Here is a 20041-nt window from a genome sequence, read left to right as displayed (position 1 = left end):
TCTACCACTCGGGCTCTTTCGACGCTGGCCGGGTTATCCGACCCGGCGGGTCAGTCGTCCGACTCCGCAGGGGCGAGCAGCGCTTCGCACTGGCGGCACAGCCAGTGGGCTCGCAGCAGCACCGCACCCGGCCGCGCATCGTCGTGCCGCAACCGCTGGAACACGGTGAAGCCGGCTGCCGCCGCGCGCCCGCACGCCGCCATCCATTGCTGCTGCCAGGCCGCGACGCGCTCGGCCACGATGCCTCGTTCGGCCTGCGCATGCAGCGTGCGGCGCACCTCGCGCAATGCGCCGGGCAGCTCGATCGCCGCGACCGAGGCGGGGTCCGGCCCCGGCGCGCCGTGCGCGGCGGCGAGCGGTGCGCCGTCGGGCGCCGCGTCGAAGTGCAGCACGTCGAGTCGCGCCGGTTCGACCAGGCTCAGCGGTTGAGCGACCAGGCCGCGCTCGCCGGCCACGACCTGCGCGACCAGCAGCGTGCCCGCGGCCGGCGCGGCCAGTGCCTCGATGCGCCCGATCGCATGCGCGTTCAGTGCGCTGTACGCCAGCTCGGCATCGAGTCGCCGACCCGCCGCATCGAACAGCGGCCACACGAGCGCCTGGCGCGCCGCATCGAACCGTGCGCTGCCGAAGCGCGCCGGCCGCAGCACCGCCCAGTCGCGCAAGGGATCGGGCTCGGCCAGCAGGCTGCGTCGTGCGGCACTGCGTTCGCCGGCCAGCGCAGCCCAGTCGTCGCACACCGGCAACCGGTCCTGCAAGGGCACCGGACCGGCACTGGCGGTGGCCTGGCAGCCATCGGCCGTCGAGATGCGGCCGGTCGGGCCGATCTGCGCGCCGATCAGCGTGAGGCTGCGCCCGCTCAGTTGCGCAGGCGACGCGACACCGGCCCACGGTCCGGCCGCTCGGTAGCTGGTGCGCGGGTCGAAGCCGTGCTGCGCCTGCGGCCGGGCCAGCGAGCACGACAGGAAGGCCTGGTCCGCCGGCGACCAGAACAGCATCGTCAGCCCGTGGTAGCCGGAGCCGGTGCGCCAGGCATGGGCGCCCAGCCCCAGCAGCTCCAGCCTGCCCGACGCGGCATAGCGGCCGCGCGCCCGCCCGACCAGCGCGACCGGCGCGGCGCCACGCGCYGCCGCGGCGTCCAGCGCCGAGACCAGCGCGAAGCCGAGTGCCAGTTCGTCGAGCAGCCGCTGCTCATCGGCACCGGCCGCGCGCTCGAGCAGCAGCTCGATGTGGTCGGCCACGCGGCGCAGCAGCAGCGCGAGCCGCGGGTAGTCGGCCCCCTGTGCCCACACAGCCAGCGTCGCGAAGCGCTCGTGCAGGCCCTGCGAGCCGTGCGACAGCCCGAGCTCGACGCTGTCGGCGAACAGCTGCAGCGCGCTGGCACGCAGCCGCTCGCGCGAGCGTTCCTGCGATTCGACGGCGCCGGGCACCGGCGCATGGCCGCGGCCGAGGTCGAGCGCGGCGGTGCGCGGCGACACCTCCGGCGGCTGCAGCTCGACGCCGCGCGCGCGCTGGAAGGCCAGCACTGCGGCGACCTGGTACTTCTCGATCTGCGCCAGCGCGGCATCGGCGACCAGCGCCTCGACGCCGCCGCCCATGAAGCGAAAACGCATGCGCGGCTGCGTGAACTCGATCAGCACATGGCGCTCGCCGTGCAGGCGCAGCGTCTGCGGATCCATGTCCTGCACGAACTGCCAGGCCCAGCGATGGCCGGCGCGGCCGGCGTGCGCGACCAGCTGCTGCGGCGTGAAGGCGAGCAGCGCCGCCTCGATCGCCGCCAGTTCGTCCGCGGGCGTCGGCGACGGCGCGGTGCCGCCCATGCGCTGCAGTCCGATCGCCGCGGCCAGGATGTGCTGGCAGACGCCGCTGGCCTGGCAGCTGCAACGTGCATGCGCCGGCCCGCGTGCATCGAAGCGGATGCGCAGTTCGCCGAGGCCGAGCGTCAGGGCGTCGGCAGCGTCGTCGTGCACGGTGACGGCCTGCGTCTCCAGGTCCTTGCGGGCGCGCCGCAACAGCCCGCGGTTCGCGAGCGCGATGTAGGCGTCGTCGTCGAAACGCGCCAGCTGCTGCTGCAGGTCGGCCCGCAAGCTCATGAGATCAGCTTCACCAGCCATTGCGCCAGGTGCTGCGGCGTCAGCGCGGCGATCTCCATGCCGCAGGGCGCCAGCTGCTGCGCCATCGCCTCGTCGTACACCGGGTGCGCCTGGCCGTCCAGCGCGGCCAGCCCGAGCAGCTTCACGCGCGCCTCGGCCAGCTTCTTCACCGCGCCGAGCAACTCGCCGGGCGGTGCGCCTTCGCAAAAATCGCTGACCAGCACCAGCACCGTGCGCTGCGGCGTCTCGACCAGCTGACCGCAGTAGCGCAGCGCGCGCGCGATGTGGGTGCCGCCGCCCAGCTGCACCCGCATCAGCGCCTCGACCGGGTCGTCGACATGGTCCGACAGGTCGACCACGTTGGTATCGAACACCACCAGCTTGACGCGGAAGGCCGGCAACGCCGCCAGGATGCCGGCCATCACCGCGCTGTGGATCACCGAGTCGACCATGCTGCCGCTCTGGTCGACGCACAGGATGACGTCCCACGGCAGGCGCCGCGTGTTGCGCTCGAAGAAGCGCAGCTGCTCGATCACCAGCTGGCCGCGTTCGCGGTCGAAGTGCTTCAGGTTGCGGCGCAGCGTGTCGAGCGCGTCGAAGTTGCGCGCCACCGCCATCGGCGAGTGGCGCTGCCGGTTCAGCCGGCCCGACAGCGTCTGCCGCACCTTCGGTTCGAGCTGGCGGCGGATCTCGTCGACCACCTGGCGCACGATGCGCCGCGCGATGTGCAGCACCTCGCCCTTCAGGTGGTGGCGCAGCGTCAACAGCGTGCGCAACAGCTGCTGGTTCGGCTCCAGCCGCTCCAGCGTCTGCGGGTCGGTGACCAGCTCGGTCAGGCCGTAGCGGTCGAGCGCATGCTTCTCGATCACCTGCACCGTGTCGTTCGGGAACAGCTCGCGCACCTCGCCGAGCCAGGTCACCAGCGTCAGTTGTGACGCATCCAGCGAGCCCGGCTGCGCCGGCTCGCGCACCCCGCGGCCGCGGTACTCGCGGCCGTACAGGAACTCGAGCGCCTGGTCGAGCCGGGCCGGCGTGCCGCCGAGGCGGCTGCCCTGCGCGCCGCCGTGCAGCCCGTTCTGCGCAAACTTGCCGAGCACGAGCCGCCAGCGGTCCAGCGTCGTCATGACAGCCACGCTGCGAGGCCGTCGCCGGCCAGCACCTCGGCCAGCGTCTGCGACAGCGCGAGGTTCGCCTGCAGCTGGTTCGCCGACAGGTCGTGGCGCACCAGCGGGCCGAGGCCCTCGCGGCCATGCCTCTGTGCAACGGCGTGTGCGATGCGGTCGGTCTCGCGCGGCGTCATGCCGGCGAACGCGAGCCGCAGCTCCGGCAGGCTCGCGATGAAGTCAGGCTCAGGCCATTGCGCGAGCAACTCGTCGACCACCACCAGCAGCGCCGGTTCCTGCCACGCCAGTTCGCGCGCGGTGTCGAGCAGGCCGCGCAGGAACGCGACCGCCTGCTGCACCGCGAGCAGGCCCCCCAGGTGGCCTTGCAGCGCGGCGCGCAGCTGCGCCGAGTCCAGCCGCCCGGCGGCATGCGCCAGGCCGGTCGCGGCACCGCGGATCAGCGCGCTGTCGTGGCTGCCGCGCAGCGTGTCGATCAGCGCGTCGTACAGGCTGCCGTCCAGGTGCCGCCCGGCCTCGCTGGCGAGCAGCTCGCGCAGCCGCGCCAGCGCACCGACCACCGCGTCGCGCTCCGGGCCGTCGCCGCGCAGCCCGCGCCCGAGGTAGATCGCCCGCTCATAGGCGGCTTGCAGCAGCGGCGGCAGCTCCGGCAGATCGCGCGCCTCCAGCGGTTCGCGCGATTCCCACAGCAGGCCCAGGCTGCCGGCCGCTGCGGTGACCGATGCGAAGTTCGCGTCCTCGCCGAGCGCCCGGTGCAGCACCGCCGCGACACCCGGCACCTGCTCGTGCAGCCCGAGCACGCAGGCCTGCGCCAGCCGGCCGGCGGCGCTGCGCGCATCGCGCGGCTGCACGCCCGATTCGAGGCGCGCCAGTTCCTGGCCGAAACGCTGAGCCACCGCGAGCGGCAGCGTCACGCCGTGCACCGAGGCCTCGACCAGCGCCGCCTCGGTGGCGGCGCTCCATTCCGTCTCCCAGTGCTCCTGCAGCCGGTCCAGCCCGGTGCCACGCACGAAATCCGGCCCCGCGCGGCGCGATCCGAACGGCACCTCCAGCAGCGCCAGGCCGTGCAACAGCCGGCTCGTCACGCGGTGCTCGGGCCGGCGATACAGCTCCAGCACCAGGCGCTGCGGCGTGCCGGTGTCGATCTTCAGGCGCTGCCGGCGCAGCCGCGCTTCGCAGTCGCGCACCAGCGGCGGCGTGCTGGCGCCGGGCGGCACGCGCCCGATCGCATCGCCGCTGAAATGCCGGCGCGCGACCGAGCGCACGAGCGCACCGTCTGCATCGGCATCGCCCTGGATGAAACAGCTGGTGACCGCATCCAGGACGTCGTCGCGCTGCGGGGCCGCGCGGCCCCGCAGTGCCGCGAGCCGCAGCGCCTGTTCGTGCGCGGCGGCCAGCGTCGGCAGCGGCAGCGGCAGGCCGTGGCGTTCGCGCAGCTCGGCGGCGATGTCCGACAGCAGCGTGAGCGTCACGTCGCGGCGCACCTGCGCATCGTCGACGCGGCCGATCCTCGCGCGCCGCTCCAGCGCGGTCCACAGCGCCTGGTGCCAGGCCGGCGCCGTCATGCCGGACGCGTAGCCGTTCAGGCGGTCCAGCCGATCGAAGCTGTAGCGGATCAGCGCCGAGGCCTGGTCGCGCACCGCGCGGCCGGCCCTGCGCGGTCGCGGCGGCGGTGCGTCGAGCAGGCCTGGCATCGCGACCGCATGGAAGCCGCCCAGCACCGCCAGCACCGGGCCGTCGCCGGGCGCGCGCCGGCTCAGCGCCTCGCGCAGGTGCCAGGCCATCTCGGCCTCGCGCTGCAGCGTGCCGTCGGCCTCCAGCTCGGCCAGGGGATGGTCATCGCGCGCCAGCTGGCAGTAGGCGGTCATCTCGTCGAGGTACTGCGCGAGCGGGCGCGTCGCGGCGTCGCGCTCGAACAGGTGCTCCCACAGCGCCTCGTGGTCGCGGCAGCCGAGTTGCCGCGCGAGCGCCTGCAGCCGGCGGCTGCGCTCGAAATGCCGCTCGGACAGCAGCGATTCGCCGGCTGGCGACTGCGCCTCGGCCTGGCCCGGTTGGAACTGGCTCTGCTCGGCGAAATCGAGGTCGATGAACTGCGCCGGGATGCCGGCCGCCTGCGCGAGCCGCAGCGCGACCAGCTCGGGCGAGTGGTCGCAGAACGGGTAGTAGGCGGCATGGCGCGTCGGCTCGCGGCCCTCGGCCTCCAGCACCGCGTAGGTGTAGACGGCCAGCGGCATGCGCGCGTCCGCATGCGTCAGCAGCGGCACCAGCGGCGTGAAGCTGCGCGGGCCTTCGACCAGCACCGCGCTCGGCGGCGCCTGCGCGAACAGCCGCTGCAGCTGCAGCGACGCGRCCGGGCTGTGGTGGCGCACCGGCAGCACGACCAGCGCCGGGCCGGCCAGGCGCGCGGCGAGCGCGCGCAGGCTGTTGGTGCTCGCCGAGGTGACCACGCCGCGTCAGCGTTCGAGTTCGCGGCGCGCGTCGAACACGCCCTGCCACTGCGGATCGCGCTGCGCACGCGCCTTGACGACCACGTCGAAGTAGTGGCGCAGCTTCTTGCCGTCGTCCGGGTTGTCCTTCAGCACGGTGCCGATCAGCTGGCGCGCGACATGCTCGCCGCCGACGCTGCCGTTGCCGAACCAGTGCGCATCGAGGCAGGCCGCATAGCCGACCGACACCGCCTCGGCCGACGACATCACCGCGGTCGGCCGCTCCAGCACCGTGCCTTCGGCGGTCAGCCCGTGGCGCAGGTCATGGAACGCGGTGACCAGCAACTCGACGACATCGGGCCGCAGCTCGACGTCGACCTGCGCCTGGCGCAGCAGCGCCTCGGTCTGCTCGCGCACCAGCCGCAGTTCGAGCTGGCGGTCGGAGATCGGGCGCACCGTCTCGAAGTTGAAGCGGCGCTTCAGCGCGCTCGACATCTCGTGCACACCGCGGTCGCGGATGTTCGCGGTGGCCACCAGGTTGAAGCCGCGCGCCGCGAACACCGTGGCCTCGGCGCCGGCGAGCTCGGGAATGTGCAGCATCTTCTCGGACAGCAGGCTGATCAGGCAGTCCTGGATCTCCGGCTGCACCCGCGTCAGCTCCTCGAAGCGGCACAGCAGCCCATCGCGCATCGCTTCGTGCACCGGGCCGCCGACCAGCGCGCGCGGTGTCGGCCCCTCGGCCAGCAGCAGCGCGTAGTTCCAACCGTACTTGATCTGGTCCTCGGTGGTGCCGGCGGTGCCCTGCACGGTACAGGTGGAGCGGCCGCTGATCGCGGCGGCCAGCAGCTCGGACAGCATCGACTTCGCAGTGCCCGGCTCACCGACCAGCATCAGGCCGCGGTCGCTCATCAGCGTGACGACGCAGCGATCGATCAGCGCATCGTCGCCGTAGAACTTGCGCTTCACGCCGAGCTTGTCGTCGCCGACGATGAAGCTGCGCACCGCGCGCGGCGTGAGCTGCCAGCCGGGCGGGCGCGCACCGCCGTCGGCAGCGGCCAGGCGCGCCAGTTCGTCGGCGTGGGCGAGTTCGGCGGGAGCCCGCAGCACGGTGCCCATCGCGTCAGCCCTGCCCGCTGACCTGGGCCGACCAGTCGGCCGCGAAGCCGCTGCCCTCGGCCGCGATCAGGCGAATGTCCTCGCGGCACTCGGCCAGCAGGATGGCCGGCACCTCCGACAATGGCAGTCCGGTCGCAACGACGCCGGGCTGGGTGTCGGTACCAGTGAACAGCAGCGAATCCAGCGCGACCTTGCGGTTGTCCTCCGGCAGCGAGTTGCCGCTGAAGCGGATCATCGCCTGCAGGCCGAGCGTCGGAAAGCGCTTGTCGTAGCTGTAGAACCAGCCGCCGTCCTCGGAGGCGCCGCGCGCATAGCCGAGCTTCTGCGCGCGGTTGCGCAGCGCGAAGGCCTGCAGCAGGTGGCCCTCGAAATCCTTCAGCTCGCGCGCCGCGGCCTGGGCCGTCGGCAGCTGCCAGCGGCCCTTGCCGAACTGCTGGAACAGCGGCGCGATCTCGTAGTCGACCAGGTGGGTGCGCCAGCCCGCGACGTCGTCGTCGGACAGCAGCGTGTCGTGCGCGAGGCGGATGCGGGCAGTGTCCGGCAGCGTGACGGCGGCGTCGTGCCGGTCGGTCAGCGTGCCGTCGTCGAGCGGGCGGAACACCTGCAGCGCGTGCCCGCCGTCGACCTGCAGCCACACCAGCCGCTGCACCAGGTGGCGCATCACCGGGTGCTGCTGCAGGTAGTCGCGCCAGTCGGCGAAGCTCCATTCGCGCTCGGTGCACATCGCCTCGTAGAGCCGGTCGGCCTGCAGCGCCGCGATGCCCTTCAGCTCCTTCTTCGTGGTCGCGAGCGCCTTCTTGGCCGCGGCGGCCAACTCGGCGTCGTCGTCCTGGCGCGGATCGGGCAGCGCCGCGATGGCCTTGCCTTCCGGGTTCAGCAGGTCGACCTTCAGGTCGGGCCGCAGCTTCGCGGTGAACGCGCGCGGGCCGAAGTCCAGTTCCAGCGTGCCGGTCTCGTCGAAGCCGCAGGAGGGCACGGTGCGGTCCGACAGGTCGGCCAGCGTCCAGCCCTTGCGATCGGCCAGCGCCTGGGCCTGCTTGGTGGCTTCGTCCTGGATGCCCTTGGTGCGGAAGCGGCTGCCGATCGCCAGCATCAGCTGGGTCGCGCTCGGGTGCTCGATCCACGCCAGCATCGCGACCAGCGACTTGCACTGCGACGGCCGCAGGCCGTACCAGGTCTTCAGGAAGCGCTGGGCCGCCGGGGCCGCGCCGCTGCCGGCGCAGGCGGCGGCCACCGCGAGCAGGCCCTTGCAGACGATGGCCGAGCCGCCCGCCTGGGCGCCGGTGCGCTCGTCTTCCGCCAGCCAGTTGTCGAGCACGAACTGGCCGAAGGTCTCGCGGTCGGCCGCGTTGAACAGGCTGCAGGTCTTGAGCAGCATCGCGGTCGGCTCCGGCGATTTCAGCTTGACCGCCTGCGCGAGCAGCCAGCGCAGGATGTCGACCGGGACCGGCTGCCCGTCGTCGGCCCAGCGCACTGCCGGCAGGCGTGCCCACGGGAACCAGTCGAGGTCGGTCGTCAGCCCCTTGGCGAGCAGTTTGGCGGCGTCGGCGGCCATCACGTCGCGGTTCAGGTAGGCCTCGACCGGCTGGCCGAACGCGATCAGCGCGTCGAGCAGCGCGCCCTTCGCGACGTCCTGCTTTTCCTTGCGCACTGCGGCCTCGAGCGCCGGCAGCGCGGCGGCATGGCGCAGCCGCGCCAGCCACAGCGCGGCCTGCGCGCGCACCTCGCTCTTGCCGTCGGCCAGTGCCTCGACGATGCGCGCCTCGCGGCCCGGCCACGCGGCCAGCGTCTTCTGCGCCAGCGCGCGATCGCCCTTTGCGCTGCCGACCGCGAGCGCGAACAGCGCGTCCCACAGCAGCGCCGGCGGCTGCGGGATCGAGCCGATCGAGCTGAACAGCCGGCCGCGGTTGAACCAGTAGCTGTCGGTCGACATCTGCAGGACTTTCAGCACGTAGTCCGCCTGGTGGACGAAGTAGGGCCAGACGGACGCGGCGTCGCCGTTGAACACCAGGCCGCTGCCGCAGTGCGCGTACACCAGCATGTGGCCGCGCAGGTGCTCGTTCTCGTTGCAATCGTCGAGCATGCGCGACAGCTCCAGCATCGTCGGCCGGCCGGTGCGCTGGTGCAGAACGCCGATCAGGTCGACGCCATGGAAGTGCAGGCCGCGCCGCCGCTGGTCGCTCGCGATGTCGAAGAACTGCAGCATCTTCCACAGCGTGACTGGCGTCACCTCGTGCTGCAGCAGCAGTTCGCGCAACGCAGGCAGGACCGGGTACCAGTCCCGCCCCGGTGCCGTCGGATGCTCGCGCGGCGGCGGGTGGCGTGCGTCGCTGTCGAGGTAGGTGCGCAGCGCGGCCTTCTCGGCGTCGGAGAACAGCGCCAGCTGGAACAGCTTCGCGTCGGGCCAGCGCTGCACCGCCACCTCATGGCGGCGGCGCGAGTCCTCGTTGTCCTGCGCGAGCTTCTCGTCAACGCGTTGCCAGAAGACATCGAGCGCGGCCTGCGGCAGCGGGTTGGCGGCGGCGCTCCAGTCGATGACCGGCAGCGTGATCGCGGACGCCTCGGCGGCGTTCGTCTCGGACATGGGTCTCCTCCGCGAAGTGGGCGGCTCCTCTCGCGCCGACTATAGCGGTGGCTTGCGGCGGCTCGACGGGACGCGGCCGGTGACAAACGGTGCCACAGCGGTGAAACATCACGCCGGAACACGGCGCGGTCACCTGCTGGAGCCGTGGCCCGGGCTGTGGGCTTCAGGCTGCACGCCTCGGCCCTCTGAGTCAGCCCTTCTTCGGCCCTGCCAGCGAATCCCGCATGATCAGCTCCGGCCCGAACTCGCGCGACACCGGCAGCGCGGTGCCGAAGCACAGGTTCGACAGCAGCCGGCAGGCGTTCAGCCCCATGTCGCCGACGACGATGCGGATCGTCGTCAGGCGCGGCGACAGCCACGCCGCGATGTCGGTGTCGTCGTAGCCCATCACCGACACATCGCCCGGCACCGTCAGGCCGTCGGCCTGCAGGCGCGACATCGCCCCCATCGCCATCTGGTCGTTGCAGCAGAACATCGCGGTGAATTTCGCGCCCTCCGCGAGCAGCTGGCCGGTGCCGGCCCAGCCGCTCTCGGCGGCGAAGTCGCCGGTCACCATCGACACCGATTCGCGCGCGATGCCGGCCGCGGCCAGCGTGTCGAAGAAGCCCTGCAGCCGCAGCCGGTTGTCGGGTGCCGCCGCCGGCCCGGCGATCACCGCGATGCGGCGGTGCCCGTGCTCCAGCAGCGTGCGCGCCGCCAGCACGCCGCCGGCCTTGTGATCGACCGTGAAGCACTGGCTGCGCATGCCCTTCACGTCGCGGTTGACCACCGCCAGGTTCGGGAAACGCCGCTTCAGCGCCAGGATGTCGGCATCGCGCAGCGCATAGGTCGTCAGCAGCATGCCCTCGCACTGCCGGTCCATCAGGAACTCGATGCCGTTCAGCGCCTGCTCGCGCACGTCCTCGCCGCCGTGGCCGTTGGCGATCACCATGTGGCGGTCCTGGGCCCGCAGCTCCATGTCGATCGCGTGCAGCATCGGACCGTAGAACGGGCCCTTGAAATCGGGCACGTAGACGCCGATCGCGTTCGTGCTCTTCATCGACAGCGCACGCGCAATGCGCGACGGCCGGAAATCCAGCTGCTCGATCGCCGCCTGCACGCGCGAAGCCGAGTCGGCCGAGAACGGCCCCTTGCCCGAAATCACGCGTGATGCCGTGGCGACGCCGACACCTGCCAGTCGTGCCACATCCTTGATCGTGCCCACTGCTTGCACCTGCTCCAGACTACCGAATTGAGTCGGATCATAGTCTGGAGCTTGTGCGCGGGCTGTTTCCGCTTCGTAATTGACGATGGCGTCGATCGCGAATCAGTAGTCGTCGCGGCCGTGGGTGGCGGTCGTGAAGCCGAGGAACTGCATCGAACTGCCGTCCGGGCGGCGCGCCTTCGCGAGCGCCTGGAAGCTGGGAATCGCGACGCCGCGGTTCATGTAGCCGTTGACCGCGATGTCCATGTAGCCGGCCTCCAGGTGCTGGCCCTTGCAGTTGCGCACGCCGCTGCCGCTCTGCAGCGACTTCGCCATGTACTCCAGCCCCTTGGCCAGGCGCGGCGTGGTCTCGCCCGAGGCCTTCCACAGCCACACCGAGGTGTCGCCGGCCTGGATCACCGCGATCTCGGCGGCCTGCGCGAGGCCTTCGAGGTTGTACTGCGGGTGAGTGCAGTCGCGGGCCTTCAGTTCGTTGACCTCGCCGTTCGAGAAGACCGACAGCGGGATCATCTCGGTGATGCGCTGCAGGCCCGCCGCATAGCGCGTCGGGTTGTCCTGGTAGGCGCCGGCAGCCATCATCGCGAGGCCTGCCGACACCGCCCAGTTGTTGACCCGGGTGCGCGCCTTCGCGGCCTCTGTGTACTGGCGGTCGATGAAGCCGTTGAAGGTCGTGATGTCGGCCTGCGCCCAGCCGGCTTCGCCGTTGTTGTAGTGGCGGATGATCTCGGCCGCGCTGACCCACACCGGCAGCATCCACGCCGCCTCCAGCTGCACCTGGGCCGCGTTCGTGCCCGAGGCCACCGAGAAGGTGCGGAAGGTCCTGCCCCAGTCGTTCAGGATCGCCACCGCCTTGTCGCGGTGCCGCGCGTCACCGGTCTTCACCCAGCGCAGCGCGTTCAGGTAGGCCGCCTGCGCGTCGTTCTTGAAGCGCGCTTCCTGGTCGCCGATCGCGCTGCCCACCACCTGCACGTTGGACAAGGCCTTGTGCGAGTAGGTGTAGGCGCTGCGCGAGTCGTTCATCACCGACTGGTAGCCGGTCTTCAGCACGCTCGGGTTGGCCGAGTTCTGCGCGGCCTTGAAGCTGTCGAGGCGCGCCTGCGTCAGGAAGATGCCGGGGTGGCGGAACGTGGTCGGCGTGATGGCCTGCGCGCCTTCGCGCGCCACCGACGCGTCATCGGTCGGCGCGTCGGCGACCTGGGCGTTGTCGTCGACGGCCGCGGCCTGCGCGCCGTCGTCTTCGCCGGTGTTGCCACCGCCGCACGCGGCCAGCAGGGCGAGTGCGATCGGGGCCAGGGCCCAGCGCAGGCGCCGGGTCGTTGCTTGGATGTTCGTCATGGTGTTGTCCTCGCTCACTTGATGCTGAAGGGGTCGCCGTAGACCTTCCAGTTCAGCGGCGTGTTCAGGTCGAAATTGCCGGCCTTGAGCCAGACGCGCTGCGCGGTGTCGACGCGCGTCGTGTCGCTGTGGGCCTCTTCCTTGTTCATCTCGACCACGCGGGCATCCATGAAGGCGTTCAGGTAGGCCGCCTCGTCGCCGCCCTGRGCGGGGGTCCTGGCCTTGGCCATCGCCGCCTTGCGGACGCTCATCGCGCCTTCATAGCCGTGCATCACGRYCGCGTCGTAGTAGGCGAACTGGCCGAGTGCGCGCAGGCCGTCGGTCCTGGCCTGGCTGACGGCCGGGTTGAAGTAGGTGTCGTCGCGCACGCTGTCCTGCGATTGCTGGAACACCACGTCGGCGGCGGCGGTCTTCCAGTCGGCGGTGTAGGTCGGGTCCAGGCCGGCGTGCGAATCGCYGCCGTTCACCTTCTTCAGCGCCGGCAGGTACTTGGCCAGCACGTTGTCCGGCGAGCGCCGGGTGTAGTCCTGCACCACTTCCAGCATGTCGCTGGTGCCCGAGCAGAAGCCGATGATGCCGCCGGTGTAGCCGCGGCCGTCGTTGATGTCCTGGATGTAGGCGTACTGCGCCTTCCAGTTCAGCGACGAGTTCTCGGCGCTGGAGACGATCTGCATCGCGATGTCCTTCTTGCGGGCATCGGTCAGGTCGGTCGATGACGGGGCCGGCGCGGGGGCGGGCGCTGGGGCAGGTGCGGGCGCAGGGGCCGGGGCTGGCGCAGGAGCGGGGGCCGGTGCTGGAGAGGGCGCTGGTGCAGGGGCCGGCGCTGGTGCGGGAGACGGTGCAGGAGCGGGCGCGGGGGCCGGCGAAGGCGCGGGTGCAGGTGCCGGAGGCGTGCCCGACACCGGCGGAGACGATTCGTCGTCCGAGCCGCCGCCGCAAGCGGACATGACAACGCTCAACGACAGCAAGGCCAGGTGGAGTCGACGGTTCATGATGGAAAGTCCGGTGGAATCGTTTCCATTCTGACCGCGCCCTGCCGCGGAAACGCCGCCGGGTTGTGACCAGCTGCAACCCGCTGTACCGGGTGGCTCAGACTCTCATCAGTTCGCTGTGCAGACGACGGACCGTCCGATCGGTGACGATGCCGTACTGCTGTGCGATGACAGGCCTTGCGTCTGCCTGGCCGCGCAGGAGCTGGACGACGGCCTTCCGGCCATCAACGACCTTGCAGAACGCCTTGCAGACGAACAACAGCGCCATGGCGCGCCGGCGATCCCGCGGTGTGTTGTCGCCCATCACGAATGCCTGGACATGCCGCGCGATGTCATTGGGAGCCAGGTCACCTGTCTTGAGGACATGACCCATGAAGGCGTCGCAGACCGGATCGAAGAACTTGCAGGGATGGGCGAGCAGCCGGGCGAGGTTCTTGTCGAGCCGCTTCCTCACCAGCGCGAGATTGTTGTCGACATCCTCGAACCGTTGGTTTTGGAAATCCGGCGAAAAGGTCAAGGCGTACAGCGATGGACTCTTCGCCAGCGTGCAACGCAGCGGATAGGCAGCGAAAGCCCACCGAACCTCGGCCGGATAGCTCAGCTCGCAGAGCGAGTGGGCCGATGGGATCCACTTGCGCAGGGCCTCGGCCAGCTGCACCCACAGTTTCAGGTCGAGCTCATCGTGCAATTGCTCGTGGCATTGCAGATGCAGGCACTCCAGATGTGGCAGCGGCGTGGTGCACAGGTGCTCTACCAGGCATGCGAGCGCTTCGGGCGCACTGTGGTACAGCTTGAGTTTCTGCAGCCCTGCAGGCAGCGCGGTCGTCGCGGGGGAGAAGGCCTCCTCGCTGACGAAGCCGCCCAGGCTGAGCTGCTCGAGGTGTGGCATGCAGCGCAGGCTGCCGGCCAATGCGTCGGCAACGTCCGGGTCATTTTCGGTTTCAAGTTGGAGCGACAGCGACCTCAGCCTGCTGAAGGCCTTCAATTCTTCCAACATCGGGGGGCTTGTCATCCCGGCGTTTCCRTCGTCCCAGTCCAACCGAAGTTCCTGCACCGAAGACGGGTCATCGATCGTGTTTGCCAGCGTGCCGAAATCGGAGCCCGAGTGCCGACCCTTGTCGTCAGTCAGTTTCCACGACACGTCGCCTTGCTGCCTGGCGAGCAGGCGGGAGAGATCGGTGCGACGCTCGGCAGGGCGAGAGCGTTTGATGGGGGGCGCATCATCCCGAAAGGAGGGGGAGCGCAGACGTTTTTGCGAGGCGTGCATGTCCCTGTGTGGCACGTCGCGCCCCGCAAGTTCCACGCATCAACCCTGCCGGCTGCGCACCGCCCACCACCCTTCCACGCTGTACACCGCCAGCGCCCCCCAGATGAAGCCGAAGCCCGCCAGCCGCGCGCCGCCGAACGGTTCGCCGAACAGCCACACGCCGAGCCCGAACTGGATCGTCGGGCCGATGTACTGCATCAGCCCGAGCGTCGTCATCGAGATGCGGCGCGCGCCGGCGGCGAACAGCAGCAGCGGCACCGCGGTGATCGGCCCGGCGGCCAGCAGCCACAGGTTGGTCGCGGTGTCGGGCAGCGGGAACTGCCCGGTGCCCTGCGCCTGCCAGAACAGCAGCGCGGCGATGGCCAGCGGCGCCAGCAGCATCGCCTCCAGCGTCAGCCCCTCCAGCGGGCCGAGCACCGCCACCTTGCGCAGCAGGCCGTAGCTGCCGAAGCTCGCGGCCAGCACCAGCGCGATCCACGGCAGCTGGCCGGCCTGTACCGTGAGCCACACCACGCCGGCCGTCGCCAGCGCGAGCGCCACCCACTGGCCGCGGCGCGGCCGTTCATGCAGCACCGTGTAGCCGAGCAGCACGTTGACGAGCGGCGTGATGAAGTAGCCGAGGCTCGCGTCGATCACGTGGCCGTTGTTGACCGACCAGATGTAGGTCAGCCAGTTCACCGCCAGCAGCAGCGCGCTCGCGGCGAACGCGCCCAGCACGCGCGGCTGGCGCAGCAGCGGCCGCAGCCAGCCCCACTGGCGGCGCACGCCCAGCACGATCAGCACGAAGACGAGGGACCAGACGATGCGGTGCGCGAGCACCTCGCCGGCCGGCAGCATGGCCAGCCGGCGGAAGAACAGCGGAAAGATGCCCCACAGGGCGAAGGCGAGGGCGGCGTAGAAGGGTCCGTAATTCATCCGGTGGATTGTCGCGGCTGGCCGCGGCGTGCATCATCGGCGCCCATGGCCCACGTCGTGTTCACGCAGCAGCTGCGCCGCTTCATCGAGACGCCCGAGCTCGACGTCGATGCGGCGAGCCTGCGCGATGCGCTCGACGCGGTGTTCGCCGTGCACCCGCGCCTGCGCGGCTACGTGCTCGACGAGCAGGGCCACCTGCGGCCGAACGTGGTCGCCTTCGTCGACGGCGTGCGCAGCGCGGACCGCGTCGCGCTGGCCGATGCGTTGCGGCCGGACAGCCGGGTCCACGTGATGCAGGCGCTGTCCGGCGGTTGAACCTCGAGGAGTTGCAGATGCAGGATCGTGCCTGGGTCGGAACCCGCAAGGGCCTGTTCGAACTGAAGCGCGGCCGCGGCGGCGCGTGGGACATCGCCCGCACCAGCTTCCTCGGCGAGCCGGTGTCGATGCTGCTGCCGCCCGGCCCGGACGGCCGCATGCTCGCGGCGCTGAACCTGGGGCACTTCGGCGTCAAGCTGCATGCGTCGGATGACCAGGGTGCCAGCTGGCACGAAGTGGCGGCACCGGCTTTCCCGCCCCAGCCGGCCGACGCGACCGGCGTGCCATGGAAGGTGGTGCAGGTGTGGTCGCTGGAGCGCGACCACGGCACGCTGTGGCTGGGCACGCTGYCGGGCGGGCTGTTTCGCAGCGGCGATGGCGGCGATTCATGGCAACTGGTCGATTCGCTGTGGCAGCGGCCGGAGCGCGCCGAATGGTTCGGCGGCGGCTACGACGTGCCCGGCATCCATTCGATCTGCCCGCATCCCCAGCGCGCCGGCGACCTGGTGCTGGGCATCAGCTGCGGCGGCGCCTGGGTCACGCACGACGACGGCGCGAGCTGGCAGCTGCAGGCCGACGGCATGCACGCCGCCTACATGCCGCCGGAGCAGGCCGGCTCGCCGAACACGCAGGATCCGCACCGCATCGTGCGCTGCGCCGCGCAGCCGCAGGTGCTGTGGACCCAGCACCACAACGGCATCTGGCGCTCGACCGACGCATCGGCCTCGTGGCAGCAGGTGACGGGTGCGCCGTTGTCGGACTTCGGCTTCGCGGTCGCGGTGCATCCCGGCGATGCGCAGACGGCCTGGTTCGTGCCGGGCGTCGCCGACCAGCAGCGCGTGCCGGTCGGCGGGGCGCTGGTGGTCAACCGCACGCGCGACGGCGGCGCGAGTTTCGAGACCTTGCGCCACGGGCTGCCGCAGCGGCACTGCTACGACCTGCTGTACCGCCACGGGCTCGATGTGTCGCCCGACGGCCGCAGCCTGCTGATGGGCAGCACGACCGGCCATGTGTGGAGCAGCGACGACGGCGGCGACCGGTGGGCGGCGCTGCCGGCGCAACTGCCGCCGGTGTACGCGCTGCGTTTCGGCTGACGGCCCGCGACGGATACATCGGCTGACACCTTGTGGCGCGATGTGCACAGATGATGGCGCATCGTCCCCTCGATCCTGGGGGGACGCGTGCCGCGGTCATGACAAGGCCGCCCGCGATCCGGACAATCGACGCTGTCGAGGAAGCGCCATGCCCACCACCATCACTGTCGGAGCCCGTTCGATTTTCGTCACCGCCACCGCGTGGGTGTTCATGCTGATCGGCGCGCTGGCCTGTGCCTCGGCGCTGCTGCAGAACGCGATGCTGGTGTCAGGTGGATTCCGCAGCGAGGGCCTGCAGGCCAGCGGGCTGTTCGGGCTGCTGATCGCGCACTTGCCGTGGGTGGTCAATGCGGGACTCGTGATGTCGCTGGCCACGCTGGTGTCGGCCGTCGGCCTGCTGCTGCGCCTGAACTGGGCGCGCCGCACCTTCATCGCGCTGCTGCTGCTGGCGATCGTCGCGAACCTGCTCGGCCTGTGGCTGCAGCAGGAGGTGATGCAGTCGGTGGTCGACAGCACGCTGAGCACCGCGACGCTGCCGCCCAAGGCGCTCGGCGTGTTCGGCGGCTTCGTCACCGCGGCCCGCGTGATGGCGGTGCTGGTGACGCTCGGCGCCTGCGGGCTGCTCGGGTGGATCATCCGCCGGCTGATGTCGGCCAGCGTACGCCAGGAATTTGCCTGATCTTTCGGCAGGCTCAGTAGTTCCCGTCGACGTAGAACCAGCGGCCGTCCTCGCGCACGAAGCGGCTCGTCTCGTGCAGCCGCTGCGCGCGGCCGCCGAGCTTGCTGCGTGCGACGAACTCCACCGTTGCATGGTCGGCGTCCTGCTGTGCCTGCCCTCGCACTTCCAGCCCCAGCCAGCGCAGCCCCGGCGGATCGGGCTCCAGCGTGGCCGGGCGGGTGCTGGCGTGCCAGGTCGCCAGCAGGTAGTCGGTCAATCCGTGGACGAAGGCGCTGTAGCGCGATCGCATCAGCGACGGCGCATCGGGCGCCAGCAGGTGCAGCGGGCCGGCGTGGTAGCGGCCGCAGCAGTCTGCGTAAGGGTGGGGCAGGCCGCAGGGGCAGGTCATGTGAGGTCGAGGTTCCAGGTTTCTCCGACCAGATCGTGCCCGAAGCTGTGGTGGGGTTCGGTCGCGACCAGCCGGTAGCCTGCTGCTGCGTAGATGCCGCGCGCAGCCAGCAGGTTGGCATTGGTCCACAGCGTGATGCGGCGGTAGCCGGCCTGGCGCGCGAAGCGCTCGCACTCCTGCACCAGCCGGCGCCCCAGGCCCAGCCCGCGCGCCGACGACTCGACCAGCAGCATGCGCAGCTGGGCCACGCCGTCCTGCACCGCCTGCGTCGCCTCGTCGCGCGCCTGCACGAGGAACACGCAGCCGACGTTCGCGCCGTCGCGCTCGGCGATCCAGCAGGCTTCGCGCGCGGGGTCGAAGCGTTCGATGAAGGCGGCGGCGATGCGCGCCACCAGCGCCTCGAAGCCGATGTCCCAGCGGTACTCCTGCGCGTACAGCGCGCCATGGCGCGCGATCACCCAGCCGATGTCGCCGGGGCGGTGCGGTCGCAGCAGGTAGGGCTCGCGCGTGCGTCGCGCCGGGTCGTCGTCGAGCAGGCGCTGCAGCGTGCCCATCGCCTGCAGCAGTTGCTGCTGCGACGGCTCGTCCAGCGCCGCGAGCAGCGCCTGCACCTGCTGCTGCGAGCCGCTGTCGAGCGGCGCGAACGCGGCGCGGCCGGCCGCGGTGAGCGACAGGTGCGATTGCCGCGCATCGCTGGCCGACGGCGTCGCCTCGATCAGCCCGCGCTCGCGCAGGCCGCGCAGCAAGCGGCTCAGGTAGCCGGGGTCGAGGTCCAGCGAGCGCGCGAGTTCGCCGGCCGTCGGTTGCGCCTGGTGCGCGAACTCCCACAGCAGCCGCGATTCGGTCAGCGTGAAGCCGCTGTCGACCAGGCCTTCGTGCAGCACGCCGATGCGGTGCGTGTAGAAGCGGTTGAAGGCGCGCACCGCGGCCACGCGATCGTTCGGGTCAGAAGAAGACATGCCCGGCATGCTGCCGTAATTAATTGCCAAAAGCAACTATAAATGTGCCAAAGGCTCTTTTGAACAGACTTGTAACGCCATGACCCCGTTTTCAAGTGGATCGATATACTGGATGTGCATACAGTAGTTCACATGCCTTCTGCCACCACTCACTTCGCCCCTCACGCTCGCGCGCCGCTGCCCGAGCGGCTGCACACCAGCGTGTGGCGTGGCAACCAGATGGGGCGCAGCGTCGAGCGCGCGCTGCCCAGCGGCTTCGCGGTGCTCGATGCCCAACTGCCCGGCGGCGGCTGGCCGCGGCGCGCGCTCAGCGAGCTGCTGCTGCCACACCCGGGCCTTGGCGAGATCCGCCTGCTGGCCCCGTGCCTCGCCGCCACGCAGCGGGCCGGGCGGCTGGTGATGCTGTTCGATCCACCGGCGGCGCTGTCGGCCTGGGCGCTGATGCAGATGGGGCTGGATGCCGAGCAGCTGCTGGTGATCGACACCGGCACGCAGGGCATCCCCGGTGTCGACGGCCGGCCGCACGAAGCCGGTGTCGATGCGCGGCTGTGGGCGCTGGAGCAGGCGTTGCACAGCGGGCACGTCGGTGCGGTGCTCGCGTGGTTGCCGCCGCGCCTGCGCGCCGAGCGGCTGCGCCGCTTGCAGGTGGCCGCCCATGCGCACGACGGCCCGGCCTTCGTGTTGCGCGAGATGGCGGTGCAGCAGCAGGCCAGCCCGGTGCCGCTGCGCCTCGCGCTGCGGGCCGGCGGGGCCGATGCCTTGAACGTGCGCGTGCTGAAGCGCCGCGGCCCGCCGCTCGCCCATGAACTKCGGCTCGAGCTGCCGCCGGTGCTGTCCGCCAGCGCCACGCGCAAGGCGCGCGAGCTGGCGGCGCAGACGGTCCAGGCCGCGGCCGCCGTGCCGCCGCTGCGCGCCGCGACCTTCGTCAACCTCGCCTGATCCGGCACCTGCTGCACATGGGCACGCGATGCTCTGGATCGGTCTTCACCTGCCGCTGCTGTCGCTGGAATCCTTCCTGGCGACGCTCCCGGCGGGCAGCGGTGGCAGCGAGCCGCCCGTCGCGCTGGTCGAGGCGCACAGCATCGCCCATGCCAATGCGGGCGCGCAGGCGCTGGGCGTCAAGCCGGGGCTGAAGCGGGCGACTGCGCTGGCGCTTGCGCCGCAGCTGCTGATCGGCCAGGCCGATGCGCTGCGTGACCGGCAGGCGCTCACGAGCGTCGCGCACGCGGCGCTGGCGTTCACGCCGGCGGTCAGCTTCAGCCCGCCGCAGGGCGTGTTGCTGGAGGTCGAGGCCAGCCTGCGCTATTTCGGTGGACTCGAGGCACTGCTGCAGCGGCTGCGCGAGGCGCTGCAGCCGCTCGGCCATGCACTGCGCTGCGTCAGCACGCCGACGGCGCAGGGCTCGGCGCTGCTGGCGCGCGTCGCCGACGGCCTGCATTGCGCCGATGCCGCCGCGCTGCAGCGCGCGCTCGATGCCGCACCGGTCTGGCTGCTCGGCCCGGGCCGCGAGCACTGGGAGGCGCTGCAGGGCATGGGGCTGAACACGCTGGGCGACC

General features: G+C 71.3%; 17 protein-coding genes. 5 read left to right on the top strand and 12 right to left on the bottom strand.

Annotated features, from left to right (window positions below):
• Positions 1–50: 50 nt before the first annotated feature.
• The 10 genes from AC1D15_RS02505 to rarD all read right to left on the bottom strand — a co-directional run bounded on the left by AC1D15_RS02505 (position 51) and on the right by rarD (position 15050).
• Positions 51–2090, bottom strand: coding sequence for a hypothetical protein (locus AC1D15_RS02505; protein WP_477824796.1), 2040 nt, complete (start codon positions 2088–2090; stop codon positions 51–53).
• The gene (locus AC1D15_RS02500; RefSeq protein ID WP_477824795.1) at positions 2087–3214 is read right to left on the bottom strand and encodes a VWA domain-containing protein; all 1128 of its coding nucleotides are present in this window, start codon (positions 3212–3214) and stop codon (positions 2087–2089) included. The genes AC1D15_RS02505 and AC1D15_RS02500 overlap by 4 nt, the downstream gene beginning before the upstream one ends.
• On the bottom strand, positions 3211–5658 hold the full coding sequence (locus tag AC1D15_RS02495; RefSeq protein ID WP_477824794.1) for a DUF5682 family protein: 2448 nt from the start codon (positions 5656–5658) through the stop codon (positions 3211–3213). Before AC1D15_RS02495 ends, AC1D15_RS02500 begins: the two co-directional genes overlap by 4 nt.
• Before the next feature lie 6 nt (positions 5659–5664).
• Entirely contained in the window at positions 5665–6753 is a 1089-nt protein-coding gene (locus tag AC1D15_RS02490; RefSeq protein ID WP_477824793.1) for an ATP-binding protein, read from the bottom strand.
• Positions 6754–6757: 4 nt separating this feature from the next.
• The gene (locus tag AC1D15_RS02485; protein WP_477824792.1) at positions 6758–9337 is read right to left on the bottom strand and encodes a DUF4132 domain-containing protein; all 2580 of its coding nucleotides are present in this window, start codon (positions 9335–9337) and stop codon (positions 6758–6760) included.
• Between the two features lie 190 nt (positions 9338–9527).
• The gene (locus AC1D15_RS02480; RefSeq protein ID WP_477824791.1) at positions 9528–10523 is read right to left on the bottom strand and encodes a LacI family DNA-binding transcriptional regulator; all 996 of its coding nucleotides are present in this window, start codon (positions 10521–10523) and stop codon (positions 9528–9530) included.
• 120 nt (positions 10524–10643) lie between these two features.
• The gene (locus tag AC1D15_RS02475; RefSeq protein ID WP_477824790.1) at positions 10644–11876 is read right to left on the bottom strand and encodes an alginate lyase family protein; all 1233 of its coding nucleotides are present in this window, start codon (positions 11874–11876) and stop codon (positions 10644–10646) included.
• A 14-nt stretch (positions 11877–11890) separates the two neighbouring features.
• Positions 11891–12550: a chitosanase gene (locus AC1D15_RS02470; RefSeq protein ID WP_477824789.1), complete on the bottom strand. Its 660-nt coding sequence runs from the start codon at positions 12548–12550 to the stop codon at positions 11891–11893.
• Positions 12551–12965: 415 nt separating this feature from the next.
• On the bottom strand, positions 12966–14135 hold the full coding sequence (locus tag AC1D15_RS02465) for a hypothetical protein (RefSeq protein ID WP_477824788.1): 1170 nt from the start codon (positions 14133–14135) through the stop codon (positions 12966–12968).
• A 39-nt stretch (positions 14136–14174) separates the two neighbouring features.
• Positions 14175–15050 carry an EamA family transporter RarD gene (gene rarD / locus AC1D15_RS02460; protein ID WP_465111224.1) on the bottom strand — a complete coding sequence of 292 codons (876 nt, stop codon included), beginning with the start codon at positions 15048–15050 and terminating at the stop codon, positions 14175–14177.
• 45 nt (positions 15051–15095) lie between these two features.
• On the opposite strand from rarD, the gene AC1D15_RS02455 reads away from it, so the two are divergent.
• From AC1D15_RS02455 to AC1D15_RS02445, 3 genes are all read left to right on the top strand, one after another.
• A complete protein-coding gene (locus AC1D15_RS02455; RefSeq protein ID WP_047510043.1) occupies positions 15096–15365 on the top strand; it encodes a MoaD/ThiS family protein in 270 nt (89 codons plus the stop codon).
• Between the two features lie 17 nt (positions 15366–15382).
• Positions 15383–16459 carry a WD40/YVTN/BNR-like repeat-containing protein gene (locus AC1D15_RS02450; RefSeq protein WP_477824787.1) on the top strand — a complete coding sequence of 359 codons (1077 nt, stop codon included), beginning with the start codon at positions 15383–15385 and terminating at the stop codon, positions 16457–16459.
• Between the two features lie 148 nt (positions 16460–16607).
• Positions 16608–17138: a hypothetical protein gene (locus AC1D15_RS02445; RefSeq protein WP_477824786.1), complete on the top strand. Its 531-nt coding sequence runs from the start codon at positions 16608–16610 to the stop codon at positions 17136–17138.
• Between the two features lie 13 nt (positions 17139–17151).
• Here the strand turns inward: AC1D15_RS02445 and AC1D15_RS02440 are convergent, their stop codons facing one another.
• Positions 17152–17526, bottom strand: coding sequence for a YchJ family protein (locus AC1D15_RS02440; RefSeq protein WP_477824785.1), 375 nt, complete (start codon positions 17524–17526; stop codon positions 17152–17154).
• The gene (locus tag AC1D15_RS02435; protein ID WP_477824784.1) at positions 17523–18485 is read right to left on the bottom strand and encodes a bifunctional helix-turn-helix transcriptional regulator/GNAT family N-acetyltransferase; all 963 of its coding nucleotides are present in this window, start codon (positions 18483–18485) and stop codon (positions 17523–17525) included. The genes AC1D15_RS02440 and AC1D15_RS02435 overlap by 4 nt, the downstream gene beginning before the upstream one ends.
• A 132-nt stretch (positions 18486–18617) precedes the next feature.
• Here AC1D15_RS02435 and imuA point away from each other — a divergent pair, with 132 nt between their 5' ends.
• Positions 18618–19424 (top strand): translesion DNA synthesis-associated protein ImuA, encoded by an 807-nt coding sequence (gene imuA / locus AC1D15_RS02430; RefSeq protein ID WP_477824783.1) that lies wholly within the window; start codon positions 18618–18620, stop codon positions 19422–19424.
• A 28-nt stretch (positions 19425–19452) separates the two neighbouring features.
• Positions 19453–20041: Y-family DNA polymerase (locus AC1D15_RS02425; protein ID WP_477824782.1), on the top strand; the 589-nt coding region annotated here is incomplete at its 3' end.

This window comes from Rhizobacter sp. P2_H2 (assembly GCF_056403375.1).
This window is presented reverse-complemented; position numbering and strand designations above follow the sequence as displayed.

Coding starts and splice junctions, on each gene's coding strand:
- rarD (WP_465111224.1), bottom strand. CDS start 15,050: ATGAATTACGGACCCTTCTACGCCGCCCTCGCCTTCGCCCTGTGGGGC.
- AC1D15_RS02455 (WP_047510043.1), top strand. CDS start 15,096: ATGGCCCACGTCGTGTTCACGCAGCAGCTGCGCCGCTTCATCGAGACG.
- AC1D15_RS02440 (WP_477824785.1), bottom strand. CDS start 17,526: ATGACCTGCCCCTGCGGCCTGCCCCACCCTTACGCAGACTGCTGCGGC.
- AC1D15_RS02500 (WP_477824795.1), bottom strand. CDS start 3,214: ATGACGACGCTGGACCGCTGGCGGCTCGTGCTCGGCAAGTTTGCGCAG.
- AC1D15_RS02485 (WP_477824792.1), bottom strand. CDS start 9,337: ATGTCCGAGACGAACGCCGCCGAGGCGTCCGCGATCACGCTGCCGGTC.
- AC1D15_RS02445 (WP_477824786.1), top strand. CDS start 16,608: ATGCCCACCACCATCACTGTCGGAGCCCGTTCGATTTTCGTCACCGCC.
- AC1D15_RS02475 (WP_477824790.1), bottom strand. CDS start 11,876: ATGACGAACATCCAAGCAACGACCCGGCGCCTGCGCTGGGCCCTGGCC.
- AC1D15_RS02490 (WP_477824793.1), bottom strand. CDS start 6,753: ATGGGCACCGTGCTGCGGGCTCCCGCCGAACTCGCCCACGCCGACGAA.
- AC1D15_RS02435 (WP_477824784.1), bottom strand. CDS start 18,485: ATGTCTTCTTCTGACCCGAACGATCGCGTGGCCGCGGTGCGCGCCTTC.